This window comes from Verrucomicrobiia bacterium (assembly GCA_036405135.1).
Taxonomy (GTDB): domain Bacteria; phylum Verrucomicrobiota; class Verrucomicrobiia; order Limisphaerales; family JAEYXS01; genus JAEYXS01.
The window spans coordinates 26,798-50,385 of the sequence record DASWYF010000052.1 but is presented as its reverse complement, the minus strand read 5'-3'; the positions used below and the strand labels follow the sequence as shown (position 1 = coordinate 50,385).

At 55.5% G+C, this 23,588-nt stretch carries 22 protein-coding genes; 11 read left to right on the top strand and 11 right to left on the bottom strand.

Features of this window, described 5'->3' with window-relative positions; all coding sequences use genetic code 11:
* Positions 1 to 29 precede the first annotated feature (29 nt).
* Positions 30 to 347 (top strand): hypothetical protein, encoded by a 318-nt coding sequence (locus VGH19_24250; GenBank protein HEY1174499.1) that lies wholly within the window; start codon positions 30 to 32, stop codon positions 345 to 347.
* A gap of 24 nt (positions 348 to 371) precedes the next feature.
* Here the strand turns inward: VGH19_24250 and VGH19_24245 are convergent, their stop codons facing one another.
* Positions 372 to 2,741: a TIM-barrel domain-containing protein gene (locus VGH19_24245; GenBank protein HEY1174498.1), complete on the bottom strand. Its 2,370-nt coding sequence runs from the start codon at positions 2,739 to 2,741 to the stop codon at positions 372 to 374.
* Between the two features lie 317 nt (positions 2,742 to 3,058).
* On the opposite strand from VGH19_24245, the gene VGH19_24240 reads away from it, so the two are divergent.
* A complete protein-coding gene (locus tag VGH19_24240; protein ID HEY1174497.1) occupies positions 3,059 to 3,586 on the top strand; it encodes a tetratricopeptide repeat protein in 528 nt (175 codons plus the stop codon).
* A gap of 237 nt (positions 3,587 to 3,823) precedes the next feature.
* Here VGH19_24240 and VGH19_24235 read toward each other — a convergent pair whose 3' ends face one another.
* A complete protein-coding gene (locus tag VGH19_24235) occupies positions 3,824 to 4,579 on the bottom strand; it encodes a class I SAM-dependent methyltransferase (protein HEY1174496.1) in 756 nt (251 codons plus the stop codon).
* 125 nt (positions 4,580 to 4,704) lie between these two features.
* Here VGH19_24235 and VGH19_24230 point away from each other — a divergent pair, with 125 nt between their 5' ends.
* On the top strand, positions 4,705 to 5,787 hold the full coding sequence (locus VGH19_24230; protein HEY1174495.1) for a Shedu anti-phage system protein SduA domain-containing protein: 1,083 nt from the start codon (positions 4,705 to 4,707) through the stop codon (positions 5,785 to 5,787).
* A 6-nt stretch (positions 5,788 to 5,793) separates the two neighbouring features.
* Here the strand turns inward: VGH19_24230 and VGH19_24225 are convergent, their stop codons facing one another.
* The gene (locus VGH19_24225) at positions 5,794 to 7,707 is read right to left on the bottom strand and encodes a sulfatase-like hydrolase/transferase (GenBank protein ID HEY1174494.1); all 1,914 of its coding nucleotides are present in this window, start codon (positions 7,705 to 7,707) and stop codon (positions 5,794 to 5,796) included.
* Between the two features lie 261 nt (positions 7,708 to 7,968).
* Between VGH19_24225 and VGH19_24220 the strand changes: the two genes are divergently transcribed.
* The gene (locus VGH19_24220; protein ID HEY1174493.1) at positions 7,969 to 8,826 is read left to right on the top strand and encodes a DUF1080 domain-containing protein; all 858 of its coding nucleotides are present in this window, start codon (positions 7,969 to 7,971) and stop codon (positions 8,824 to 8,826) included.
* A 155-nt stretch (positions 8,827 to 8,981) separates the two neighbouring features.
* Here VGH19_24220 and VGH19_24215 read toward each other — a convergent pair whose 3' ends face one another.
* From VGH19_24215 to VGH19_24200, 4 genes are all read right to left on the bottom strand, one after another.
* Positions 8,982 to 11,129, bottom strand: coding sequence for a fused MFS/spermidine synthase (locus tag VGH19_24215; GenBank protein HEY1174492.1), 2,148 nt, complete (start codon positions 11,127 to 11,129; stop codon positions 8,982 to 8,984).
* Positions 11,130 to 11,394: 265 nt separating this feature from the next.
* A complete protein-coding gene (locus VGH19_24210) occupies positions 11,395 to 11,817 on the bottom strand; it encodes a hypothetical protein (GenBank protein HEY1174491.1) in 423 nt (140 codons plus the stop codon).
* Positions 11,818 to 11,837: 20 nt separating this feature from the next.
* Complete coding sequence (locus tag VGH19_24205) at positions 11,838 to 12,749, bottom strand: hypothetical protein (protein ID HEY1174490.1); 912 nt, start codon at positions 12,747 to 12,749, stop codon at positions 11,838 to 11,840.
* Positions 12,750 to 12,925: 176 nt separating this feature from the next.
* Complete coding sequence (locus tag VGH19_24200) at positions 12,926 to 14,752, bottom strand: serine hydrolase domain-containing protein (protein HEY1174489.1); 1,827 nt, start codon at positions 14,750 to 14,752, stop codon at positions 12,926 to 12,928.
* 156 nt (positions 14,753 to 14,908) lie between these two features.
* Between VGH19_24200 and VGH19_24195 the strand changes: the two genes are divergently transcribed.
* Positions 14,909 to 15,436 carry a hypothetical protein gene (locus VGH19_24195; protein ID HEY1174488.1) on the top strand — a complete coding sequence of 176 codons (528 nt, stop codon included), beginning with the start codon at positions 14,909 to 14,911 and terminating at the stop codon, positions 15,434 to 15,436.
* A 4-nt stretch (positions 15,437 to 15,440) separates the two neighbouring features.
* Here the strand turns inward: VGH19_24195 and VGH19_24190 are convergent, their stop codons facing one another.
* Positions 15,441 to 15,827 carry a hypothetical protein gene (locus tag VGH19_24190; protein ID HEY1174487.1) on the bottom strand — a complete coding sequence of 129 codons (387 nt, stop codon included), beginning with the start codon at positions 15,825 to 15,827 and terminating at the stop codon, positions 15,441 to 15,443.
* 108 nt (positions 15,828 to 15,935) lie between these two features.
* On the opposite strand from VGH19_24190, the gene VGH19_24185 reads away from it, so the two are divergent.
* On the top strand, positions 15,936 to 17,294 hold the full coding sequence (locus tag VGH19_24185; protein HEY1174486.1) for an ectonucleotide pyrophosphatase/phosphodiesterase: 1,359 nt from the start codon (positions 15,936 to 15,938) through the stop codon (positions 17,292 to 17,294).
* Positions 17,295 to 17,305: 11 nt separating this feature from the next.
* On the opposite strand, the gene VGH19_24180 is transcribed toward VGH19_24185, so the two are convergent.
* Together VGH19_24180 and VGH19_24175 are read right to left on the bottom strand one after the other, a co-directional pair.
* Complete coding sequence (locus VGH19_24180; protein ID HEY1174485.1) at positions 17,306 to 17,857, bottom strand: LemA family protein; 552 nt, start codon at positions 17,855 to 17,857, stop codon at positions 17,306 to 17,308.
* 2 nt (positions 17,858 to 17,859) lie between these two features.
* Positions 17,860 to 18,531, bottom strand: a complete 672-nt coding sequence (locus tag VGH19_24175; protein HEY1174484.1) for a hypothetical protein — start codon at positions 18,529 to 18,531, stop codon at positions 17,860 to 17,862.
* Positions 18,532 to 18,660: 129 nt separating this feature from the next.
* Here VGH19_24175 and VGH19_24170 point away from each other — a divergent pair, with 129 nt between their 5' ends.
* Positions 18,661 to 20,046 (top strand): neutral/alkaline non-lysosomal ceramidase N-terminal domain-containing protein, encoded by a 1,386-nt coding sequence (locus tag VGH19_24170; protein HEY1174483.1) that lies wholly within the window; start codon positions 18,661 to 18,663, stop codon positions 20,044 to 20,046.
* A 160-nt stretch (positions 20,047 to 20,206) separates the two neighbouring features.
* On the opposite strand, the gene VGH19_24165 is transcribed toward VGH19_24170, so the two are convergent.
* Complete coding sequence (locus VGH19_24165; GenBank protein ID HEY1174482.1) at positions 20,207 to 21,397, bottom strand: SAM-dependent methyltransferase; 1,191 nt, start codon at positions 21,395 to 21,397, stop codon at positions 20,207 to 20,209.
* A gap of 162 nt (positions 21,398 to 21,559) precedes the next feature.
* Between VGH19_24165 and VGH19_24160 the strand changes: the two genes are divergently transcribed.
* From VGH19_24160 to VGH19_24145, 4 genes are all read left to right on the top strand, one after another.
* The gene (locus VGH19_24160; GenBank protein HEY1174481.1) at positions 21,560 to 21,940 is read left to right on the top strand and encodes a dUTPase; all 381 of its coding nucleotides are present in this window, start codon (positions 21,560 to 21,562) and stop codon (positions 21,938 to 21,940) included.
* An 87-nt stretch (positions 21,941 to 22,027) separates the two neighbouring features.
* A complete protein-coding gene (locus VGH19_24155; protein ID HEY1174480.1) occupies positions 22,028 to 22,522 on the top strand; it encodes a hypothetical protein in 495 nt (164 codons plus the stop codon).
* 78 nt (positions 22,523 to 22,600) lie between these two features.
* Positions 22,601 to 22,975 carry a DUF721 domain-containing protein gene (locus VGH19_24150; protein HEY1174479.1) on the top strand — a complete coding sequence of 125 codons (375 nt, stop codon included), beginning with the start codon at positions 22,601 to 22,603 and terminating at the stop codon, positions 22,973 to 22,975.
* Between the two features lie 84 nt (positions 22,976 to 23,059).
* Positions 23,060 to 23,584, top strand: coding sequence for a hypothetical protein (locus tag VGH19_24145; protein ID HEY1174478.1), 525 nt, complete (start codon positions 23,060 to 23,062; stop codon positions 23,582 to 23,584).
* The last annotated feature ends 4 nt before the right edge of the window (positions 23,585 to 23,588 follow it).

Genomic DNA, 23,588 nt, shown 5'->3' with positions numbered 1-23,588 from the left:
CGGTGAGATGTGGGAAATATTGTGCGCTTATGCGCAAGGCACTTTTTAAGGAAGGAATTGTCCTGGTATTTTCAATGGTGCTTTGCAGTGGCTGCCAACACCCGTCTCAACCGAAAACTGCTTCGTCCACGGCACAACGCACAGAACCAGAGGTTCTCAATGTAGCGGCTGAGATCGCGAAAACGCGTGGCCGACGAATGGATGAATACAAACTTCGTGACATACACTACGATCCGAAAACTGACATGTGGCTAGTGCGTTACCGTCATATCACCCCTGGTTTCACAGCCTTTCATATTCGGGTGAACGATCGAACCGGCGAAGGAAAATACCTGCATTTGGAATAGCTTGCCGGTGTTTTCACTCGTGGATCACTTCACCAACACCCGTATCTCCTGTTTCACCACCGGTAGATCAATAATCGCCAAGCCCCAGTCTTTTTCGTGATGTGGGGTGAAGGTGCGGCCGTTGATGGTCAGCTTCGGTTTCTTGTCCTGCTGATGGAGCATGACGCGCCAGGCTTGGTGCGGGCTGTGGAATTCACCTTCGTTCGTGCCGATGACGATCTCGGTTTGTTCACCGATGGGCTTGGTGGTGAGGCGACGACGGCTGAATTGGCCGGTGAGATGGTCGTTGGAAACTCCGTCGTCTTCATACCAATCGAGCACGCCATTGCCGCCGGGCCAGATGTGGAGAGTTTGGAAAGGTTCGGCGACTTCGCCGACGTATTGTTGCACGGGGCCGAAGGGCAGGATGGTTCCGGCGCGGACGAAGACGGGAATCGTGTCCAGCGGGGCTTGCACGAGGATGTGCTGGCCGCCATCGAAGGCTTCGCCATTCCAGAAATTGAACCACGTGCCGCGCGGCAGATAGACACTGCGCGCCACACCACCGGGTTGCAGGATGGGCGCGACGAGAACGTTTTCACCGAGCAGGAATTGATCGCCACACGCGGCAGCGATGGCGTCCTGCGGGTGATGCCACGCGAGCGGGCGCATGATGGGCGCACCGGTTTCGCGCGCCTCGGCGAAGAGGCAGTAGAGATACGGTAGTAACTGGTAGCGAAGCTGGATGTAACGGCGGCAGATGCCTTCCACTTCGGTGCCGAAGGCCCATGGCTCCTGATCTTTTGATTCGTTGTTCGTGTGATTGCGGAAGTAGGGCGTGAAGGTGGCGAGCTGCATCCAGCGCGCGAGCAATTCACCGGAAGCGCTCTCAAGGAAACCGCCAACGTCCGCACCGCAATTCGGCACACCGCTCAAGCTCAAGTTGAGCAACATGGGAATCGTCTCGGTGAGGTTTTCCCAAGTGGAACTATTATCGCCAGTGGAGATGGCGGCGTAGCGTTGGATGCCAGCGTAACCACCGCGGCTTAGCACGAAGGGGCGTCGGTCCGGTGCGGCAGCGAGCATGCCGTCATACGTGGCGTGCGTCATGTGCAGGCCGTAGGCATTGTGGATTTCCGCGTGGGATTTCGAGCCAAACGTCGTGTGATGACGTGCATCGAGGGGCAGAGTTTTGCCGGGGAGATCGAAGGCGGCGGGCTCGCTCATGTCATTCCAGAAACCTTGGATGCCGAGTCGGCTGAGCGCGCCTTGCTCTTCGCCCCACCAGTTGCGGACATCGATCTGGAAGAAATCGGGGAACACGGATTTACCCGGCCACACTTTGCCCACGACGTCTTTACCATGTGCATCCTTCACGAATGAATCGAAACGGCGGCCGCGTTGATAGACGGGAAATTTTCGATCGATCTTCACGCCGGGATCGAGGATGGCAGTAAGCTTGAAGCCTTTGATGGCGAGCTGGCGTATCATCTCGCCGGGTTTCGGAAACGTCTTGCCGAAGGTGAAGACGCGGTAGGCATCCATGTGCGGGATGTCGAGATGGATACTATCGCACGGGATCTGTTTGCGGCGCAAGGTGCGGGCGATCTCCTCGATGCGTTCGCGGGAGGGATAGCCGTAGCGTGATTGATGATAGCCTAGCGACCACTTGGGCGGGAGAGGCATACGCCCGGTGAGTTCGCTGAAGCGCGAGATGATCTGCGGCAGAGCGGGGCCGAGAAAGATGTAGAGATCCACATCGCCGGTGGTGGCGGTCAGTTTCCAAGTCTTATCATCGGTGCAGCCGAGGTCCCAGGATTGACGGCCGGGATTATCCCAAAAAATGCCGAAGGCGCGGCCTTGTCGCCAGCCGATGCCGAAGGGGATCGCGATATAAAGGCTGCGCAAGGCCGGGTGCATGCACGAGGCGTGGCCGAGGACATCGATGTTCCAGAAATCACGGATGAGGCCGCGTTTGTTCAGCGGGCCGGTGCATTCGCCGAGGCCGAGAATGCTTTCTTTCGGCTCCAGTTTGAGGCGCGTGGTGATGCCGGTTTTCTTGGTGTGTTCGATGGCACCAATGCTTTCGAGGATCACCCAATCTTTAGAGTCGGTCACACGCCATGAGCCGGTTTGTTTGTTGAGGCGGAAACGGAATTGTTCGGTGCTGAGTTCGAGGTGTTGCTTGCGCTCGGTGATGCGGGTGGGGACAGCGGAGCGAGATTGTTCTACGACGGCGAAGGAGCCTTCGTTAAAAGATTTGTTACGCGTGGCGCGGAGACGGATGAGGTCGGGGGCGAGGACGGAGATTTCGACGCGACCGGCTTGGGTGAGCAGAGAGGCCGCTTGGGTGGAAGCGGTCTTTAACTTGAGGTCCGTGAATACGACTGGTTTTGGCTCAGGCCGTTTGCCCATGCGCTGAGTAAAGACGGAATGAGGGGAAGGGACAAGCCGGTTGCACCGGCGGGCCAATATTGGGATGGAAACATCGAACATCCAACATCGAACTCTGAACATCGAAAGAGGGGATGAGGTGGAATTTTGAACAGGAGGGAACAGAGGGAACGGAGAGGTTTAACAGAAGGGCGCGAAGAGAGAATGAAGGGGAATGAGCGTTTTTTGCGAAGGGGAGATGACTTTGCTTAGGTGAGTTGCTGCGACTCGGAGAGTCGCGCTCCGCTTCTGTGGCTTGCTTTCCTTGGGATTGGGTTTCATTTTTAGGGAAGCGTTACATGGCCATCAAAAAAGAGAAGAAGCTGCGGTTTGAGCATCCGGACAATTTGTTGTTCGATGCGGCGATCGGGTGGTCCATGCTCGGGAATTCGCGGGAGGCGGTGATTGAGTTGCAATCGCTGACTCCGGCGGGACGCGATCAGCCGGAGGTGCTGGAGTTACTGTGGGGCTTGCACGCGGAGTTGAAGGAGTGGGCGGAATCACTGGTGGTGGCGGAGCGCTTGGTGGAGATCGCACCGACGAATGCGTTCGGGTGGATCCATCGGGCTTACAGCTTGCGACGCGCGCCGGGTGGGGGATTGGAGAAGGCGTGGCATGCGTTGCGACCGGCGGCAGACCTGTTCACAGGAGAGAAAACGATTCCGTATAATCTGGCGTGTTACGCCACGCAGATGGGGCGGCTCGATGAAGCGTGGTCGTGGTTGCAGCGCGCGATGGATGTGGCCGGAGACGTGCGCACGATCAAGGCGATGGCGATGGTGGATGATGATCTGAAGCCGTTGTGGGAACGGATTGAGGCGTTGTGAACAGAATGAAGAATTAAGAAGGGAGAATGAAGAAAGCGGGGCGGAAACATCGAACATCGAACGCCCAACTTCCAACATCGAGAGAATGTCGGGTCGTCGCTACGCGACTCGGGTTGATTTTAAAATGGTCTTCCGTGGGTTTCGCTGCGCTTCACCCACGGCTACCCTCGAGTCGTGCCTCTGGCACTACAGGGATGGGGAGGTCGGAATTGTTTTTAACGATTCACGAATCACCATTTAACGGTCTTTAACGGGTGTAGCAGCTTTCTTCTTGAAGACGATGACGTGTTGCCAGGGGAGCGTCGTGTGGGTCTTGCTCCATTCGAGGTCTTTGAAAACGAGGGCTTCTTTTTTTACCTGGGCTTCGGACATCTTGTGGGTGCGCTTGATGGGGACGCTCTGGTCTTCGGCTTTGAATTCGACGAAAGCGATGCGGCCACCGGGCTTCAGTGCTTTCACCATGTTATCCATCATCTCGTAGGGGTGAGAGAATTCGTGATACACATCCACCATGATGATGAGGTCTAGGGTGTTCGCGGGTAGCTTGGGATCACTGACGGTGCCGAGGACGGAGATGATGTTCGTGTGGCCGCGTTCGCGCATGTTCTTCTGCAAGAGATCAAGCATCTCCTGCTGGATCTCCACGCCGTAAACCGAGCCGCTCTTGCCCACGCCTTCCGCGAGGCGGCGGGTGATGTAGCCCGTGCCTGCGCCGATATCCGCGGCTTTCTCGCCGGGTTTCAGGTCGAGAAGCTTGATCATCTCCGTGGTGTGCTCTTCCTGTTCGCGCTCGGGGCGTTCGAGCCAATCGGCCGCTTGATGGCCCATGACATGCGCGATCTCGCGGCCCATGTAGTAACGGCCCGTGCCATCGAAGCCAGCGCGATGGCGTTGCTCGTAGCGGCCTGATTCGAGGGTGACCTTTTCCTTTTCTTGGGCGAAGGAGAGGTTCGCGCACAAGCACAATGCCAGCAGGTAAATCAGATGGGGCATGGGGGAAAGCTAAGACAATTCTGGCTTTGAGCAAGTCAAGGGTAGATGGAAATTCCTATCAAAAAAAGATGCTACTATTGAACTCAGTGAGGTTTTGTGCGTGAATGGCAGTCAGAAAATTTTTTATGCCGATAAGTTTTCAGCTTAAACAATTCCCTTCTGGATTTTCTTTAAATACTGCTGCAGCTGGGGAGACCGTTGAGGTGATTTTTAGGGAATTGGTTGGCCCCAAGGATGCGCATTTAGCGGATAGGCTGGAACAGTTGCATGGATGTTTGTTCTCGAAAATCCCGGGTTTTCCTCACCCGTTTCAAATTCATCATCTTCTTGTTGTCGTTAATGCCGATTTATCTGCTACAGCATATGTTAACGAGCTTGATATGAAAATGACGGTTAAATCTAACCGTTCAATTAAGTCTGGTGAGGATGTTTATGTTAACGATATTTCAGATATTCCCGAGGTAGATGTGGGGGTCTCGATTCCGGTCGATGCAGCTTTTGTGGTGGTTCAATCTTTTGGTTGGAGAAGATCTGTTTTCTATGATTTTGGTCCTCTGGCTTTTGAGAAGAATCAAAGGGTTTATCGGATCGAGGATATGCTAGCACAACAAACTTTGGTCCTTTTTGGGCTGAAGCAAATGTTGCCTCAAGGTGTGGCGCGGATTGCTGAAATGGAGAACAGCTTAAAATTACTCCAAGCATTATTGGATTCAAATTGTGAGGAAGAGTCAAAGTATCAACAGATTCTCACGAGGAGCGAGTGGATGTTGGCGGGGAATTATTCGCAGTTACTAAGGCATGCGAAAATGGACGATATCAATATCCCGGACTTTACTGCTGTTCGGTGTTATGACGGATGTCATGATGTGATTGAGTTGAAACACCCATTTTTGAAGCTTTTCAAAAGCGATGGGAATTTATCTGCTGAATTTAATGACGCTTGGAATCAGGCTGAAAGATACTTGGACTTCTGTGTTAGACAAAGAGCGTACTTGCAGGATCAGAAGAAGCTTTTTTTTGAAAATCCTCGGTGCGTGCTCATAATTGGTTACAACCTTACTGAAGATCAAAAAAGACACATTTTGATGAAGCAAGGGATGAACAAAGCAATCACAGTTTTTACATATGATCAGCTTGTTTCCATAGCCAAACGCATATTACGACTTGTTAAGGATGCAGGTGATGGGGTTCAGCCTGGATTGCGGTAATCTTTACTACTCAGCCTTCTTCTTTTTCTTGGCTTTGGGTGCGGGGGCTTCGGACGGATTACGTGTCACTGGTTCACCGAGGTTTTCGAGGATGCGTTCTTGGAGGCGAGGAAGGTATTCCCCGAGTTTGTTCGGGTAACCGGTCAATTCGCTGGGCAGGGCTTTGATGCCGCTGGTATTAGACTTGGCTTTGGCTTCGAGGTGGTCGATGCCGTTCAGTGCGTAGAGGGCGGCGTAGAAGCCTGTTTTGGTGAAGTCGGCATCGGCGATTAGGATCGTGAGGCTCGGATTCAGATCGGATGATTCACCGAAGCGGCCGAGGGCTTCGGCGGCGGTGTTGCGGACGTAGGTGGAGGAATCTTTCAGGGCGGCGCGGAGTTCGGGCAGCACTTGTTTCACAGCACTTTCACCACGCATGAGGAGGCCTTGGGTGGCCCACCAGCGGACGGCGCTATCGCTATGTTTCAGGCCGCGCTTGAGTTCGGGCAAGGCGTCTAGCTTCAACGAGGAAGCGAGGGCGGCCATGGTGTGAATGGATTTGAGGTCGTAGGTTTTATCGTTCTGCGCGATCTCGTAGGGAGAAGAATCTTTCGCACGGGAATGGACTTCGCCTTCGGGGAGGAAGCCGACGTCGCGGGTCTTGAACACCCATTCTTCATGGGCTTTGCGCAGACGGTTCAGGATGGCTTCGTGTTCCTTTGAACTTGCGAGGTTGTTGATCTCATCGCGATCGTTTTGGAGGTCGTAGAGTTCTTCGACGGGTTTGCTTTTCCAGAAGCGGGATTGCACTTCGTTCAGTTTGCCTTCGTCGTAGAGCTGTTTCCAGAGGCGTGTGGTGGGTGTCTGGAACATGTAGTCAAGATATTGGCCGTAGGGTAAGTGAGGCATGTAGTGGCGGATGTAGAGATAGCGGTCATCGCGCACACTGCGGACAAGGTCGTAGCGTTCATCCATGCGACCGCGGAAGCCGTAGATGTAGTTATTCGGTTGCGCATCGTATTTGCCGGCGAAGGCATTGCCTTGCATCCACGTGGGAGGTTTTACATCGATGAGTGAGAGCAGTGTGGGCGCGAGATCGACGAAGCTGACGAGGCGGGAGGATTCGCCGCCCGTTTTGTAATCTTTCGGCGCGAGGTGTTGATACTTCGGCGGGAAGTAAACAATGAGGGGGACGTGCAGGCCGGAGTTGTAAGGCCAGCGTTTGCTGCGGGGCATGCCGGAGCCGTGATCGCCGTAGTAGAAGATGATGGTGTCTTCCGCGAGGCCCGCTTCTTCCAGCTCCTTCATATTCTTGCCCGCGATGGTGTCCATCTCGGTGATCTTGTCGTAATACTGCGCCCAGTCTTGTCGTACTTCCGGGATGTCCGGGTGATAGGCGGGTACGCGAGCTTGCGCGGGATCGTGGATAGCTTTGTGCGGGCGGGTGCGGAGCTGGCTTTCGTGACTGACGGTGGAATTGAAGACGGCGAAGAACGGTTGGCCGGAAGCACGGTTTTTCCAGTGACCTTTGTTCGAGGAGTCGTCCCAAACCTGGCCGGGTTTCACCAGATTGTAGTCTTCCTTGCTGTTGTTGCTGCAATAGTAACCGGCTTCGCGGAGGAATTGCGGATACATCTTAAAGCCCGCAGGCAGGTTCACCTCGCTGCGCATGTGCTCGGCACCGGTGGACGTAGGATAGATGCCGGAGATGATGGTGGTGCGGGCGGGTGCACAAACGGGCGCGCAGGACCATGCCTTGCGATAGAGCATGCCGCGTTTGGCAAGGGCATCGAGGTTCGGCGTGGTGGCGTAGGTGTCGCCATAGCAGCCGAGTTGCGGTCCGTTATCCTCGCTGGTGATCCAGAGGATGTTCGGGCGGTCGGCGGCCTGCGCGAAGGCCGCGATGAACAGGAGGCAGAGGGTGGCAAAGATGTGTTTCATCTGGTTGCTGGGTTGGACGGGAGTATGGGGGAAAGAGGTTACAAAGTGAAGCGGGGAAAATCACAAATGACCAATGCCCAAGCCCGAATGACGAAGGAATGAGCAATGGCTAATGCCCCAAGCATCATTGGACATTTGTCATTCCTTGGTCATTCGGATTTCGTCATTGGTCATTCAATCAGGTAGCGGAGGTTACGGAGTTTAAGGCGATCGCTGAGAATGGCGTTGCCAAAGTTTATGGGAATGGAGATGGTGCAAGCTATGGCCAGAGACATTGTGGATTTTACCAAGCCGTCTTGTATCGCGCTGACCTTGTTGTTGGCGGGGTTTGGCGTGCTGTCGATGAGGCAGGCGTCTGCTCAGACGCAGACAGTCGCGACAGTTGCGGTCGCTACGAATCAGGCCAAGGTGAAGGAGTCTGCACCTGTGGAGCAGACGGCGGAAGCGGCTGATGAGGTGAAGGAAAAGGCTGAGGACGATGACAAGGTGGTGAAGCTCTTGGGCAAGGAAGGGCTGGATACGTTTTATACGTGGATCGCTGGGGCAGGGGTGTTCGTGGACCCGAAGGGGGTGTTCAGCATTGAGGAGGGTGTATTGCGTGTCTCAGGGGAACGATTGGGTTATCTGGCGACCCGGAAGGAGTATTCAGATTTCCGTTTGGTTGCGGAATACAAGTGGGGTGAATTGAAGTCGGGCAATCGCACGGAGAAACCGCGCAGCAGCGGCTTGTTCGTTCATGGCGTGGGTGAGGACAAGGAGTGGATGCGTGGTTTCGAGTGCCAGATCGCCGAGGGGCGCACGGGGAATGTGGTGATCCATAGCGGGGCGAAGTTCACGATCGGTACGAATACGCACACCCGGGCGTGGACGGAGATCGGCAAACCGGTGCAGGAACTGGAAGCAAAGCACGGTGAGTGGAACAAGATCGAGATTCTCAGTGCGGGAGACAAATTGCGTGTGCTGATCAATGGGCAGCAGAGCGTGGAGGCGACGCAGTTGCTGCCGAATCGCGGGAAGATTTTATTGCAGTCGAACGGGGCGGAGATCTTCTTCCGCAAGCTGGAGCTGCATCCGCTGGCGAAGATGCCGGAGGCGGCTGTGCAGACGGCGGCTAAATGAGTTTCAAGTTTTCAGTGTTCAGTTTTCAGCGGGGAAACATCGAACATCCAACGCCGAACTTCCAACATCGAAAGAAAGGGAGTTAGAGCCTCGTTCCTCGGCTGAGAAAGGACGGCCGGGTGAGGACACCCAGCCCTACCACGATTGGCGATTTTTCAGTATAGCACTTCGAACAAGGCCGTGTAATCGTCGGTCCAGAGGCGGCTTTTATCTTTCTTGGCGGTCTCTTTTTCGTCGTAGATGTAGGCGGCACCTTTGATCTCGTCTTTGTCCATCAACTTGTCGTTCTTGCTGACTAGGATCCAAGTGGAGGCGTAGAACCACCATTTGTCGCTGCGTTCCTCGTCGTCATCGGGATCATCATCGATGGTGGCGGTGCGCCAGCCCATGTTCTCGGCAAGTTTCAGCACGACAGGGTGGAGATCGAGGTAGCGGTTGGAGACGTGCACGACGATGACGCCGTCCGGCTTCAGATGTTTGCGGTAGATCTCCATGGCTTCCACAGTGAGGAGGTGGGCGGGGATGGCGTCGCTGCTGAAGGCGTCGAGGGCGATGATATCGAACTGCTGGGCTTCACCGCGTTCCAATTCCTTCTCCATGGTGAGGCGGGCGTCGCCGAGGGCGATGTCGATCTTGAACTGGGAATCGTTCAAGTAGGTGAAGTAGTTGGTGGCGAAATCGACGACGATGGGGTTGATCTCGTAGATTCGCAGGTAATCGCCGGAGCGGCCATAGACGCACATGGAGCCGGTGCCGAGGCCGACCAGGCCCACCCGGCGGTTGTTCTCGCGGGGAAAATGATTGAGCGCAAGTCCGATGCCGGATTTATCCGTGTAGTATGTTGTGGCCCATTTGGCGGCGAGCGGCTCGGTGAATTGCATGCCGTGGGTGATGGTGCCGTGCTGAAGGAGGCGGTAGTGGTGGTTGGGTTCGTCTTTGTAGTAATCGAACACGGTCAGTGCGCCGTAGAAGTTGCGCTGGGTGTGAGCGGCGGATTTCAGGTCGTTGCGGATCTCGGCGACGAGACCGGCGGCGATGAAGAAGATCATGCCGAGACCGAAGCCGACGGTGAGATCGAACCATGCGCGTTGCTGATAGCGGTGGCGGTCGTGCCAGACGGCGAGCAGGAAGACGAGCGGTGCGGCGACGATGGTGAGATGGAATTCGTAGTAGTGATCGAAGATGAGCGGAGCGACCAAGGCTACGAAAATGCCGCCGATGGCGCCACCGGCAGAGATCATCAGGAAAAAGCTGGTGAGGTGCTTGGGTGAAGGGCGCAAGCGATACAGTTCGCCATGGCAGGCCATGCAACTGAAGAACAGGGCGGCGCAGAAGAGTGCGGCTTCTTTCACCATGGAGAGATCCTTCAGGGTTTTGAAGAAGCTCACGATGAAGCCGATGGCTTGCACTTTTTCCGGAAGGGTGGGTTCGAGAACCACCAGCATGAGCAGGATGCCGGATAAAATCATCAAGGCACCGAAAATTCGGCGCAGATACCAGCGTGGACTGTCGAAAGCGATGATGAAGGTAAGCAGGTAGAGGCAGAGCGGAGCGATCCACAAGAAGGGGATGACGGCGACGTCCTGGCAAAGCTTGTTCGTGGTGGCGAGCAGGCTGGCAGAGGCACAGGCGGGCAGAATCACCCAGAGAAAACGGCGGAAGGGAGTGATGACTTCAGGTGTTTCCGCTTCGAGCTTGCGTTCTTCGGCGACGACACCGGCATCGGCGAGCTTGCGCATGCGCCAGGCACACCAGCCGCAACTAATCGCAAAAATGATGAGGCTGACAGACCAGAGATGGGCTTGTGTGACGCGGGTGACGGAGGGTTCAACGAGGAATGGATAGGACAAGAGAGCGAGGAGCGAGCCGACGTTTGAGAGTGCGTAGAGGCGATAGGGTGATTGGCCGGGGTGCGTGAGGCTGAACCAGCGTTGCATCAAGGGGCCGGTCGTGGAGAGCACGAAGTAGGGGAGGCCAACGGTGGCAGCGAGGAGTTCGATGATGCCGAGTGTGGGATCGGCTCCGCCTTCAGGACGCCAGCGATCTGAGGGGATGATGGGCAACAGCACGAGGGAGAGAACCAAGAGCACGCTGTGAACGGTGACTTGTTTGCGCGTGGGCAGCTTGCCGATGAAGTGGGCGTAGGCATAGCCACCCAGCAACAGGAGCTGGAAGAAGAGCATGCACGCGCTCCACACGCCGGGACCGCCGCCGAACCACGGGAGGATGTACTTGCCGATCAAGGGCTGGACCTGAAAGAGCAAAAATGCGCCCGTAAAGATCGTGAAAGCGTAGGCGAACATGTGGATTTATTTCGCCAGACGCTAGCGAGCGGGCTTATGGGGCGTCAATGGAATTAGAAACGGAGCTAATGAAGGAATAATGACCAATGACGAAATCCGAATGACGAAGGAATGAGCAATGTCCAAATGAAAGAAAAGGCGATTGAGGTGGGGGATAGAAAAAAGGTTTCGAACGCCGTTTCTTTTTCTGAAGCCTGTGGTGAAGGCCGGGGTTAGGGCAAAGTGGCAGCTTTGTTTCACCATGTTAGAGGGGTTTTCCCAGAGTTCATGCCAGTTTGGTTAATAACTCGTGGGCTTGTTTGACGGCATCGAGATCGTTGCGGCGCAGGGCTTCGGTCCGGCCATCGCGGAGGAAGGCTTCAGCGTGTTCGGTGCGTTTCAGTTCGAGGAGGCGTTCGCCGATGGCGATGAGGATGGTGTGGGTGGGTTCATCACCGGGCAGACGGCGGGAAAGGGCGATGGCTTCTTCGTAGTAGTGAAAGGCTTGAGCGGCGTCATCTGTGTAGTCGGCGAGAGTTTCGAGGATGAAGGGATGGGTGCGGCCGTTTACGAGCTGTTCTTCGTGGTAGAGACGGAGGTTTTGATACAATGAATCGGCGAGGGCAGAGTCGTCGGCCAAGGTGGCGTTCGTGATGTCCATGGCCAGACGAGAGACGTGCTCGTAGATGTCTGGCGGGAGGGAGCTCATGGTGGGCGCATTTCGAATGGTTAAGGGTTAGTGCTTTTTTCCAGCCATTCTACGGTATGTTCCGTGCGCACCCCTTCTTTGTAATACTCTAACTGCGGGTTAATGCCGAGTTTGCCCCAGTCTACGAAATAACCGTTCCACGGGCGGGAATAACGGTGGTCCCACACTTGGTCTTCTTTATAAGTGCCCTTGCCGATGAGTTTCCCATCGGCTGCCCAAATCATCGTCTCAGAGGGAGTGCCGTTGGTGGAAAATTTAATCTCATTTGATTTGGCGCCGTTATGATGAAGCCACCAGGAGTGGCGGTAATCGGAAGAAATTGCTTCTTCAATAAGCCTACCTGTCTCCGACCATTTTCGTAAGAAGCCGTTTCTCTTGTTGCTGGAAAAATGCTCCACTTCTGAAAGAAGTCCGTTGGTCCAGCAGTCTATGCGCGGGCCGTCCAGCATGCCATTCTTTGAACTAACTAGATGACTGAGACTGCCATCAGGATTTAAGAGACAATCGATACCATGTTCTTTGCCTCCACGATACTGTTGAATATGTGTTTCGTGGCTGGCCTCGTTGAGTAAGATGACCGAGCCGTGAATGAGGCCATCTCTATAAGGGATGCGCTTGATGGGGCGAAAGCTCTGAAAAGGCTTCTGATACCATGGAAGGTTATCGGAAACGGGCACGCTGATTTCGAGCAGGCCAGACAGGGTGGAGATCTTGCTGTTCCAAGGTTCGGACGAAAGGGGAGATACTGTGGCGAACCAGATCTCATCATGAAGCACCTTGCCGTCATGGGTCGTGAAGCGCCAGCGAAGGCAATCCAAAGGGCCGCGAGCGATCCAATGGAGCATCCAGAGAGAAATGGCGAGAAGAACAGCCGCAAGACAAGCATAGCGAATGACGGCCTTCTTGGGGAGCGATGGCATGAGGGGTTTCATGTGTCTCCTTGGTTGTTGAAGATAATGAACGGGATGAAGGTGGATTTGGCAAGGGGAGACGTTTGGAATACCGTTGAGGGAGACGCGAAGTGCTACGACGTGCATCCTCTTACTGCCGGCTGGAATCCGGCAGCACGGGTATCTGTGCTACGTCGTTCCGCTCCCGAGTTCATCCCTCACTGAGTTGATTGGGCTTCGAGGGCGAGGAGGCAGAGGCTGGTGGTCTCGACATTGGCGAAGCCGAGGGGTTTGCCGGTGGCATCGTAATCCGTGATCCAGCCACCGGTGTCGGCTTGCATTGAGCGGAGGCGTTCGATGAGGCCAGCGGGAAGTTCCGGTGTGGGAGTGAAGCGGTTGCGGGCGATGAGGGCGAGGGCGAGTTTGTAGGTGGCGTAGCGATGGGAAGTTTTCGCGGCGGGATCGAGGAAGCCTGTGCCATCCCAGAGGCGGAGGGCGGCGTCATAGTGTTGACGCGCGATGGTGCGATCGGTTTCGGCGAGACTGGCGAAGAGGAGGAGGTCGGCGTATTGCTCCCAGCCTTTCATGAGCGTGGGCGTGACGATCTCGGTGCGGATGAGTTTGTCACCCGCGCGGCGGACATCGGTGAGTTCGTATTGGCGGAAGGGAAGGGGTTGCGCGGATTCACCGAAGAGGATCTCGATCTTGCCGGATTTGGTGGCGCCTTCGCGGGTGATGGAATCGCGGAGGCGTTTCGCGATGGCGGGGTGCGAGGTGTTCAGGACTTTGGCGGCGAGGTAGTTGTCGTGGTAGAGCCAGTAAACTTTGGCGGTGCGGAATTCGGGGAGGAGGCCGAGTTCTTCATCCATGAGGTTGACGAGGAATTGGCGGCCCTTGGTGATAGCGGTGGCGTTCGTGGTTGAAGATTTGGCGGCGGTGTAGAAGGGGGCGAAGAGTTCGGTGATGGTTTCCCAATCTTTCTTCGGCAGGGTGGGCGTGGAGTGGTTGCTCACGAGGGCGAAGACGGTTTTGGTTTCCGGATGGAGCAGGAGGACGGATTTACCACCGGTGGAGCCGCCGGTGTGCCACAGGATGCGATGACCTTGGGCGTCTTTGCCGATGAACCAGCCGAGGCCGTAGTTGGTGGGTTTGCCATCGGAGGTTTTTTGTGGGGTGAAGAGGAGCTTGAGCGAACTGGCTTTCAGAAAGCCGGGTTGCAGGAGCGCGGAGCCGAGGCGGACGAGGTCTTCGGGTGTGGAGAGGTAGCCGCCGCCAGCCCATTTGTAGCTGCTATCCACTTCGGGTGCGGTGGTGAGTTTGCCGAGGAGGTTATCGGAATAAAATTTCGTGCAGTGGGGATCGGTGATGCCTTTTTGATCGGCGCGGGTGTGTTTGAGGTTGAGCGGTTGGAGGACGTTTTTATCCATGTGGCTGATGAAGTCTTGTTGCAGGGCGGAGTCCATGGCGGCGCTGATAAGGGTCCAGCCGTAAGTGGTGTAATTGTATTTCGTGCCGGGCGGGGCGACGAGGGGATCGTTCTGGAAGATGGTGAGAGCGGCGTGGGAATTCGCGTAGGCTTGATTACGACGATTCTCGAATCCGGCGTAATGGCGGATGCCGGAGAGGTGGCCGCCGAGCATGCGGGTGGTGATGGGTGCGCCTTTATCGGGAAAATCAGGAACGTATTTCTGGATGGGGGCGTCGAGATCGATCTGGCCGCGCTCGACCATGAGGGCGAGGCCGACGGAGGTGAGGGATTTGGAGATGCTGCCGATGCGAAATTTGGTTTCGGTGGTGACGGGCTTTTTGGCTTCGAGGTCCATGTAGCCGAAGCCTTCGGACCAGACGATTTTACCATCAATGGCGACAGCGACGGAGACGCCGGGGACTTTGGGGGCGAGTTCTTTTTGGATGAGGGCGCGGGCTTGGGCGATGGCGTTGGTGAGGTTGGGAGCTTCGGCGGCGGGCAGGGCGAATGTGCAGAGCAACAAACAGAGGAGATGGAATAAAGCGAAAGGACACCGCAAAGGGAATTTGGTGCTCATGGATGAGCATGTTCTATAAGAAATGGAGGAGGCGGGCAATGGGGGAGTGCGGATGTGATAAGGGAGAGCAGTGTCCCAAAGCCTAAGTACATCCCTTAGTGTGTCCACGTAGTGAGGCGGATGGTTTATAAAAAAGATAATCTCCATTCTGACGGCATGCTTTATAAGAGAAGCCGGCTGATATTGAACAACGACCAAAACCCGGCACAGGCCAACCCCGCTTCTCCCGCATTGCGCATGGCGATCTTTTATGACTGCAGCAATACGCTTGAACGCTCCCGAAAAATTGTCTCCGGCCTTGCGCACACATTAGAAACCAACCGCGTAATCCAGTTCACTGCCTGGCAGTTTGATGCATTGAAGGAATCGGCTCTTAAAACCTCCATCGATGCTTCTTTGCAGGCTTCTGAGGTGGCCATGCTTGCCGCAGATGCCTCCGTTTCATTGCCTGCGAACGTGGAGCAAAAGCTGGAGCAATGGCTGGCCGGGTCCTCCTCCACCAATCGTGCCCTTTTCGTTTTCTTGGAAGGCTATTCTGTGGCTGCACGTGCCAGCGGCCTGCCATTTGACCGCCTGCAAACTCTGGCCGGGAGGTATGGGGTGGATTTCTTCGCGCATATAGCAGAGCCAGAAGCGCAGATATCCAGCATGCGGACATCAGCGGAAGTTCCCGCAGCAGTTTGACATATCACCGTCTCGGCGCGCTTTCCTTGATCGTCTCCAGATCTGTAGCGATGCCATTCGTCATCTGACGGTAACGGATGTCAAACATCCCGTCGAAGTTTGCATCCTTCCGGATGGTGAATTCTCCCGGTAATTTGCCGGGCCGCTTCTCCTGGTCGATGACGCCGTCGTTGTTCTCATCCAGTTGGATCACTCCGCCACGTTCCCAAGTCTTTTGCCCGAGGGCCTTGCCCGTCTGCTCCCAACGCTGCCAGCGTTCCACCGCGAATATCAGGATGATGATGGCCGCCATCATCATCGCCCAACGCTGCCACTGCTCACGGGTAAACCACCACGCGCGAAGTTTCTGCATCGCGGTCGATTTTTCTGCCGGTGGATCGGTCAAGGTCACAACAAAAGTGTACGCCGCAAGCCCTTACGGTGCAATGCGACGCCACCGAAATGATACACAAGCACTCTTGCCCTGAATAAACATCTGCGCTTGGATGTCATTCATCCTATGCGTTCACGTTCCTTAACCGCTCTTGTTTTGGCGATAGCTTGCCTCGCCTTGGTTCCGTTGGTCCAAGCCGCTCCTGCCAAAGACCAACACGTCATCGTCATCACTGTGGATGGTTTCCCGCATTGGATCTGGGAAGATTCCAAGCTGCCCATGCCCACATTGCGCAAGCTGGCCGCTGAAGGCATCAGCGCACCGATGAAGGTCTCCAATCCCTCCGTGACGTGGATCAACCACGCCACCCTCGCTACCGGCGTTACCCCCGCGAAACATCACACGATGTATAACGGCCTGCTCACCTTCCCCGGCAATGCACAGCCGCCGAAGATCGAGCAATGGCGTGACAAGGGCGAGATTGTCCGCGTGCCCACGGTGTATGACTATGCATTCAAAGCTGGCCTCACCACTGCGCATGTCGATTGGGTGCCCACCACCAATGCGAACACTTTCAACTGGGACTTCGCCGAGCGCCCGAACCCCAAAGGCCAGATCGAACAGGAGATGGTCAAAGCCGGTTTGATCACGCAGCCAGAATTGGATGACTTCAACCGCGGGAATCCTCCTTGGCGCGATCTCATGTGGACCCGCGCTGCTGTGCACATCATGGAGAAGCACAAGCCGAACCTTCTTTATTTCCATCTGCTGAACACGGACGCGAACAACCACAAATATGGCCCAGGCTCCATGGCCAGCCTCACTGCCTATGCTTACGCCGATACATGCATCCGCGAACTCATAGACGCCCTCGATCGTGCCAAGCTGCGTGAAAAGACCACCATCATCATCGTCACCGATCACGGCTTTAAGACCGCGCAAAAACTCATCCGCCCGAACGTCATCCTGCGCCAGAACGGCCTCATCCAGGCCGCTGGCCCCAGCATCAAGAGCTGCGATGGCTACGTGATGGCCTCCGGTGGTGTCGGCCTCTTCTACGCGGTGAACTCCGCGAACAAAGCCGAAACGATTGCCAAAGCTAAATCCCTGCTGTCGGGTCTGGAAGGCATCGCCGAGTTGGTAGAACCTAAAGACTACGCCAAGTACGGCATCGCCACTCCGGATGTGAACAAGCAATCCCCCGATCTCCTGCTCTTCGCGAAATCCGGCTACGCCTTCAACGCCTCTCACGTCCTCGATACGCCCATCACCGAAGTGACCTCAGATGCCTATCCCGGCCATCACGGTTATCTGAACACCGATCCGCAACTTGACGGCACGTTCATCATCAGTGGTGCCGCTGTGAAGCGCGGTGTCAAAATCGACCGTATCACTAATCTCGACATCGCTCCCACCACCGCCCACATCCTCGGCCTCACCATGCCGGATGTGGATGGCCGTGTGCTGAAGGAATTGCTGAAGTAATCGGAATTGGATCAAAACTGCGCCGATGGCACTTGATCCCGCACGGCTGAATCTACATTGAAATAATCGATTGGCGCGAAATTGAACGCGCTGGCGATCAGGCTGCTCGGAAACATCTCACACTTGTTCCGGTAATCCCGCACATTGCCATTGTAGAAACGACGCGCGGCTTGAATACGGTCCTCCGTGTTCACCAGCTCCTGCTGAAGTTTCAGAAAATGCTGATCGGCTTTCAGTTGGGGATAATTCTCCACCACCGCCAGCAAGCGCTGCAAACCATCCACCAGTTGTTTCTCATCCTCCTGCCGGTTTCCCTGCGCCCCGGCCGCACACCGGTTCCGCAATTCGATCACCTTCTCCAGCGTTTCCTTCTCATGCGCCGCATAGCCCTTCACCGTCGCGACCAGATTCGGGATCAGATCATACCGTCGGTTCAGCTCCGTATCAATGTTCGCCCACGCATCGCGGATGTGGTTCCGCAGCGCGATGAGTCCGTTGTATTGCAGCACCACATACATCAACGGCAGCAGGATGATTACAGCTAAGATCAAGATCGCAGGCATGGTTATCGTTGGTTGAAAAGATACTCCGGCATCAATTTGCGCAAGGCGAGCAAACGCTCCAGATTTCCGGGGATTTGTCCGGGCTCCAGACAGCGCGAAAATGCGATGGCCAGCACCGGCCCTTCGATCTCGATGACCAGATCCGGATTCGCCAGCAGATATTCCATTGCCCGCGCATGGCAGATATCATAGGCGAACTTCTTGTCCTTGGACCGCACGCAAAACTGCCGCGAGAACTCATGCGATTCAAAGTCGATGTCATCGTATCCGAACACCTGCGCGAACTTGGAGAGAAAACCCTCTGGCCCGATGGTCAGCTCGGGAAACGAACGATCAAGCATCAGCATGAAGAATGAAAAATAGTGGTGATGTGTCCGGCGGTTGCCTTTGTTGTCCCGGGAATACGTTTCGTAATGGTAGTCGAAGACCATGACTTGGTGCCCGGAAAAGGTGCCGGAAAGGATGTTGTAAGCATACCGGTTGGATCCCTGGTCAAGCTTGTTGAGAAAGGAATAGCGGTCCGCGATGCCCCGGTCCTTTTCAGCCGAGAATCGCAACCCGAGCTGTGCCGCCACCAGTTCAAACGCTTCACGCCGTTTTTTCGCGGCGATCCCGCCCAAGATGACGGCACCGATGACAAAGCCGATGAAGAGAACAACAAAAAGTATTTCCATGTGCCTGCCTGTGACGATGAAAGTTCATCACGCAGCCCCGTGTGTGACGAGTAGAATTTCCCATCGCATTTATAGCGATGAAATGAAGCAGCAGATGACAATCCACGTCAGATGCAGTAAACCCATCCCATGTCTGCATTACTCATCTTGCTGGCCGGCCTCTTGAGTTTCGCTATCAGTTCCTCAGCGCAACCCGCTGCAAGTAATAGCCTCACTTGGAAAGCAGGCGTCTCCACCACCGTCATCACTCCCGCCACAAACATGTTCATGGCCGGTTACGCTTCGCGTAACAAACCCTCCGAAGGCAAGGCTCAAGACCTCTTCGCCAAAGCCCTCGCCATCGAAGATGCCAACGGCTCTCGTATGGTATTCGTGACCGTCGATCTCATCGGTATCCCCCGCATCATGCGCAAGAGCCTGGAGAAACGCCTGCTTACCGCTCATCAACTCAAGCCCGAGCAATTCATCCTGAACGCCTCGCACACCCATTGCGGACCAGAATTTCGCGTCGGTCGCACACCATCTGATGAAGTTGAATTCAACCCTACGCTACAGGGAGAACGCTATGGCGAAGACTTGGAGAACAAGGTGTTCGCCCTCATCGGGGATGCTCTCAAACAACTCGCTCCCTCTAAGATCGCCTATACCCACGCCCGTTGCGGTTTCGCCATGAACCGCCGACTGCCTCTGCCGAACGGCGACTACCGCAATGCCCCGAACCCTGATGGCCCTGTAGATCACGATGTCCCCGTGCTCCGCGTTGATGGCCCCGATGGCAAGCTGCGCGCCGTCCTCTTCGGTTATGCCTGCCATAATACCACCTTGAGCTTCTATCAGTTTTGCGGCGATTACGCCGGTTTCGCCCAGGAATATCTGCAAGCAGACAATCCCGGCGTCACCGCGCTCTTCATGACGGGTTGCGGCGGTGATCAGAATCCCTATCCGCGCGGAACGATTGACCTCGCACAAAAGCATGGTCGTTCCCTAGCCACCTCAGTTGAGGCCGCGCTCTTCGCCACCGCCAAGCCGCTCACTGGTTCACTCAAATCCGCCTATGCCGAGATTGATCTCACTTACGCCACTCCGCCCACTCGTGAAGAACTCACCGCACGTCTCCAATCAAAAGACAAATACCAAGTCATTCACGCCCAACGCATGCTTGATCGCATCGCCAAAGATGGAGCGCTACCCAAGACCTATCCCTATCCTGTACAAGTGGTACAGCTCGGCAACGAAGTTAAGCTCATCGCTCTCGGCGGCGAAGTCGTCGTGGATTATTCGCTCCGTTTCAAACGAGAGTTCGGAAATAGGGGTTCCGCCGTGTGGGTGGCCGGATATTCCAATGACGTCATGGGTTACATTCCCAGTGAACGCATCCTGAAAGAAGGTGGCTACGAAGGCGGCGGCGCGATGCTCTTCAGCCCCACGCATCCCGGTCCATGGGCCGCAGGTGTGGAAGAGCCCATCGCTAACAAGGTGAACGAACTCGACCGCCAAGTAAGGCCGAACCGGTGATGGAGCCTGCCTGTCCTCGGGTACAGCAATTCACCTGAGCAAAGGCAGTTCACCTTTTGCCGGAAAGCTCGCGTATAACGATACTCTCTCAGCCATCAACCTTTCTGCTGCCAACTGAAGCATTTCACCTTGCTGTGCCCTAGGACGGGCACGCTCCGCCTCACTTCGGTATCTCCACCTTCAGCAGAGAATCCAGGCTGTGTTTCTTGATCCCGAAGAACTTCTTCATCTCCTCGATCCGTTCCTTCGCTGCGTGATTCACAAAAGGCTCACCATCACGCACTGCGGCGATCATCAGGTTCTTCGGCGTATGCTCGGACGAAACGAACTCGAACACCTTCGTCTTGTAACCAGCCCATTCCAGATACAGCGCACGCAAGCCATCCGTAGCCCATTCCGCCATGCGCTCTTCCATCACGCCGTGACGCAAGACCGGCGCGAGTACCATCGGATGCTGCATTTGCGGGCGCACTTCCTTATGGCAGCACGGCGCCACCACGATGAGTTTGGAGCGCAGATCGATGCCCTGTCGCAACGCCTCATCCGTAGCCGTATTGCACGCGTGCAAGGCGATCAACACCTCGATTTCCTTCACCCGCGCGCTCTCGATCGTCCCTTCCATGAAGGTCAATCCCTCTGCATTGATCTCCTGTGCGATGCCATTCGTCTTCTCGACCAAGTCAGGACGCGCTTCCACACCCAACACTTCCACCGGTGAATTCTTCGTGCGGCGCAGCCAATGCCAGATGGCGAAGGTCAGGTAACCCTTCCCGCAACCCATGTCCGCGATGTTCAACGGCTGGCCCGGTCGCCATCCGCAATCATCCAGCAAGTGTGAAAGGATCTCCAGGTAACGGTTGATCTGCCGGTGCTTGTCGTTCATGGAGGGCAACACCTTGCCCGTGTGATCCACCACGCCGAGTGCTGAGAGCCAGTCATTCGCAGACGCATCCAGCATGCGAACGCGCTCGCGATCATGCGTCGCGGTCGGAGCCGTGGCCACGCTCGCCTTATGCATGGAGAGCTGCGGCTTGCCCTTGCTCGGGAAGTGCAGTTGCCAGTCCTTCTGCGTCGTGCCCAACAGCACGCTCTTCCACTCGCCGTGGACTTGCTCCTCGATCCAGCTCATCGCTTTTTCCATCGGCAAATTCTTGGCGATGTCATTCGTGCGCCGCTTGAAGGTCACCGCCAGATGCGGCACCTGCTTCAATACCACGCGACGTACCATCACCCGCTCCAAGCCGTCATCCGGCTGGGTGGGCCCGGACAAGACCAAGCGCACAAACGTGCCGTCTTGCAGGCTCGTGCCGATTCTCTCGATGAACTCCGCGATAGGATCTGTATTCTGCATCTGCGAAACATACTACAAGCCACCCGCCAAATGAAAAGCCGCCGCTTTATGTCTCTTTCGATGCCTTCATTTGTCTTTTTTCATCTTAAGCGCTTGGGCGACCGAGCTTTTCTACGGACTTTGCTCTTGCACTAAATGCCCGGTGCCTAAATCGTTTCCCGCATGGAAAAACCAGACCAGTTGCGGGAACTTTTTCGGATGCAGAAGGCGCTCAATGAACGCATCGGCGTGCATACGGACGGCATGACGGAAGAGGAAAAGACCAAGTGGATACTGAACTACACCCGCGCCATGTCGCAAGAGATGGCCGAGCTCACCGACAGCGTCCCGTGGAAATGGTGGGCCAAATACCAAAAGTTCGATGAACAGAACGCCCGTGTGGAAGTTGTGGACCTTTTCCATTTCCTCATCAGCATGGCCCAAGTCCTCGGCATGAGCGCCGATGACGTCTACGCCGCCTACGTGAAGAAGAACGAAGTGAATTTCAAACGCCAAGAGTCCGGTTACGTGAAGAAAGATCACGACGACTCGAAGCATATCTAGTCGTCTCGTAGCCGCCGAAATGAGGAGGCGGAGCTGAGCTTCCCTCCTCGACTCAGTTGTGTATCGTGGAAGCTATAGAATCCGTGAATGAGCACCACCAGCACACAGAAGACGTGGAATGACTCCAGGCCGAAAGGCGATGCCAAGATCCGTTGTTCACGGACAGCGGATGGTTGCCTCATCGAGTTTCCTGCGTGGCGCAATCCCATGCTCATTCTCCGGTCCGGCTTGCTGGCCTCTGTCTGGGCGTTGGTGTTTAGCAGTGTCGTTCTCGAAAGTTCAAATCACTTGCTGACGGTTTGGGCCATTTGTGTGGCGAGTGTCCTGCCCTTGAACACCACTCGCGTAGAGACAGGACGAAATGGCCTGAGCTGGCAGGGAAACTGGCGGTTCTTCACTCATCACGCTGATTATAAGGCTGAGGAGATTGAAGGGATTTTCGCCGTCAAAAGTCATACTTGGGGTTATCACCGATTGGTTCTACGGCTGCATTCGGGTAAACAGGTCACTTTGGGCGATCACATCCCCGAAAAAGCTCAAGCCGAGTGGCTGGCCCGTCAGCTTGCCCAGAGCCTGAAATAGCAGTTGTGAATTGTTGGTGGAGAACTTCACCGGTGAATTGCTCGCATTACTCCGTCTCGTGAGTAATATTTTCCCCCGATGGCCTATCAATCCAACGACCGCTCGCACGTCCTGAACGCGTGGCGCGGGTACAATGTCGCCGCCGCTGAAAAGATGGCGGCGGACAAAGGCCGTCCTGCGGGCTCGTTGGTCTCGCAGGTCATGGGCAGCTTGGGATTGGACCGTCGCCGTTCCGAGGCTGAGATCGGCAAAGTGTGGAATCATCTCATTGATCCGCAGATCACCGCCCACGCCCAACCCACCGGCCTGAACAAAGGCACCCTGTTCGTCTCCGTGGATAGCAACGTGTGGCTGAACGAGATCGTCCGCTACCGCCGCAAAGAAATCCTCGACCGCCTTCAACACAGCTTCGGTAAAGAAACCATCGTGCGGATTTCTTTTCGCGTGGGGTAAGAGCAAACACCGCTGGCTTGTGCCGCTGTGGTCTGCTATGTTTCAGAAGCAAGCCTCGCGAAGTTTTAGGAAAAGAGGTGCCCAATGAAAACGGTCCGGATTTCACGTCGCGCCAAACTTTGGCTGGTTGTGTTTTTGCCCGCGCTGGCGCTTTTCCTTTACCTCACCCGAGAAGAGGTCGTCGCCTTTGATATCAACTCCGGGCGCATCCAACGGACCTGCTTCATCGGCGGATGGAAGGTCAGGAATGTGATCGAGGAGACGGCTTTATCCCGGCTGTTGGAAACACATTTTGGCCCATCACCCGAGCCCTGTTGGCGCCTGATGAAGCGGGTCAAAGGTTCCACTCGGGTTTCACCGGGCAATGGTCTGACCAATATACCGACCAGCATTGCTTATCTTGAGCAGCTCTTGGCTCAAAATAAAATCCATGCGGAACTTCAGAAAGTTATCGTGAAGAACTTCTTAACGCTGGCGACCAAGCACAGCTCCAAGGCTATGGATTACGTGATTAGTATCAGGATGTTCACCGGCGATGATTCCGAGATGGCATACACTGTTTCAAATGTTCCTGACTGGGTTTTGAGCGGAGAGAACTTTCAAAGATGACGAA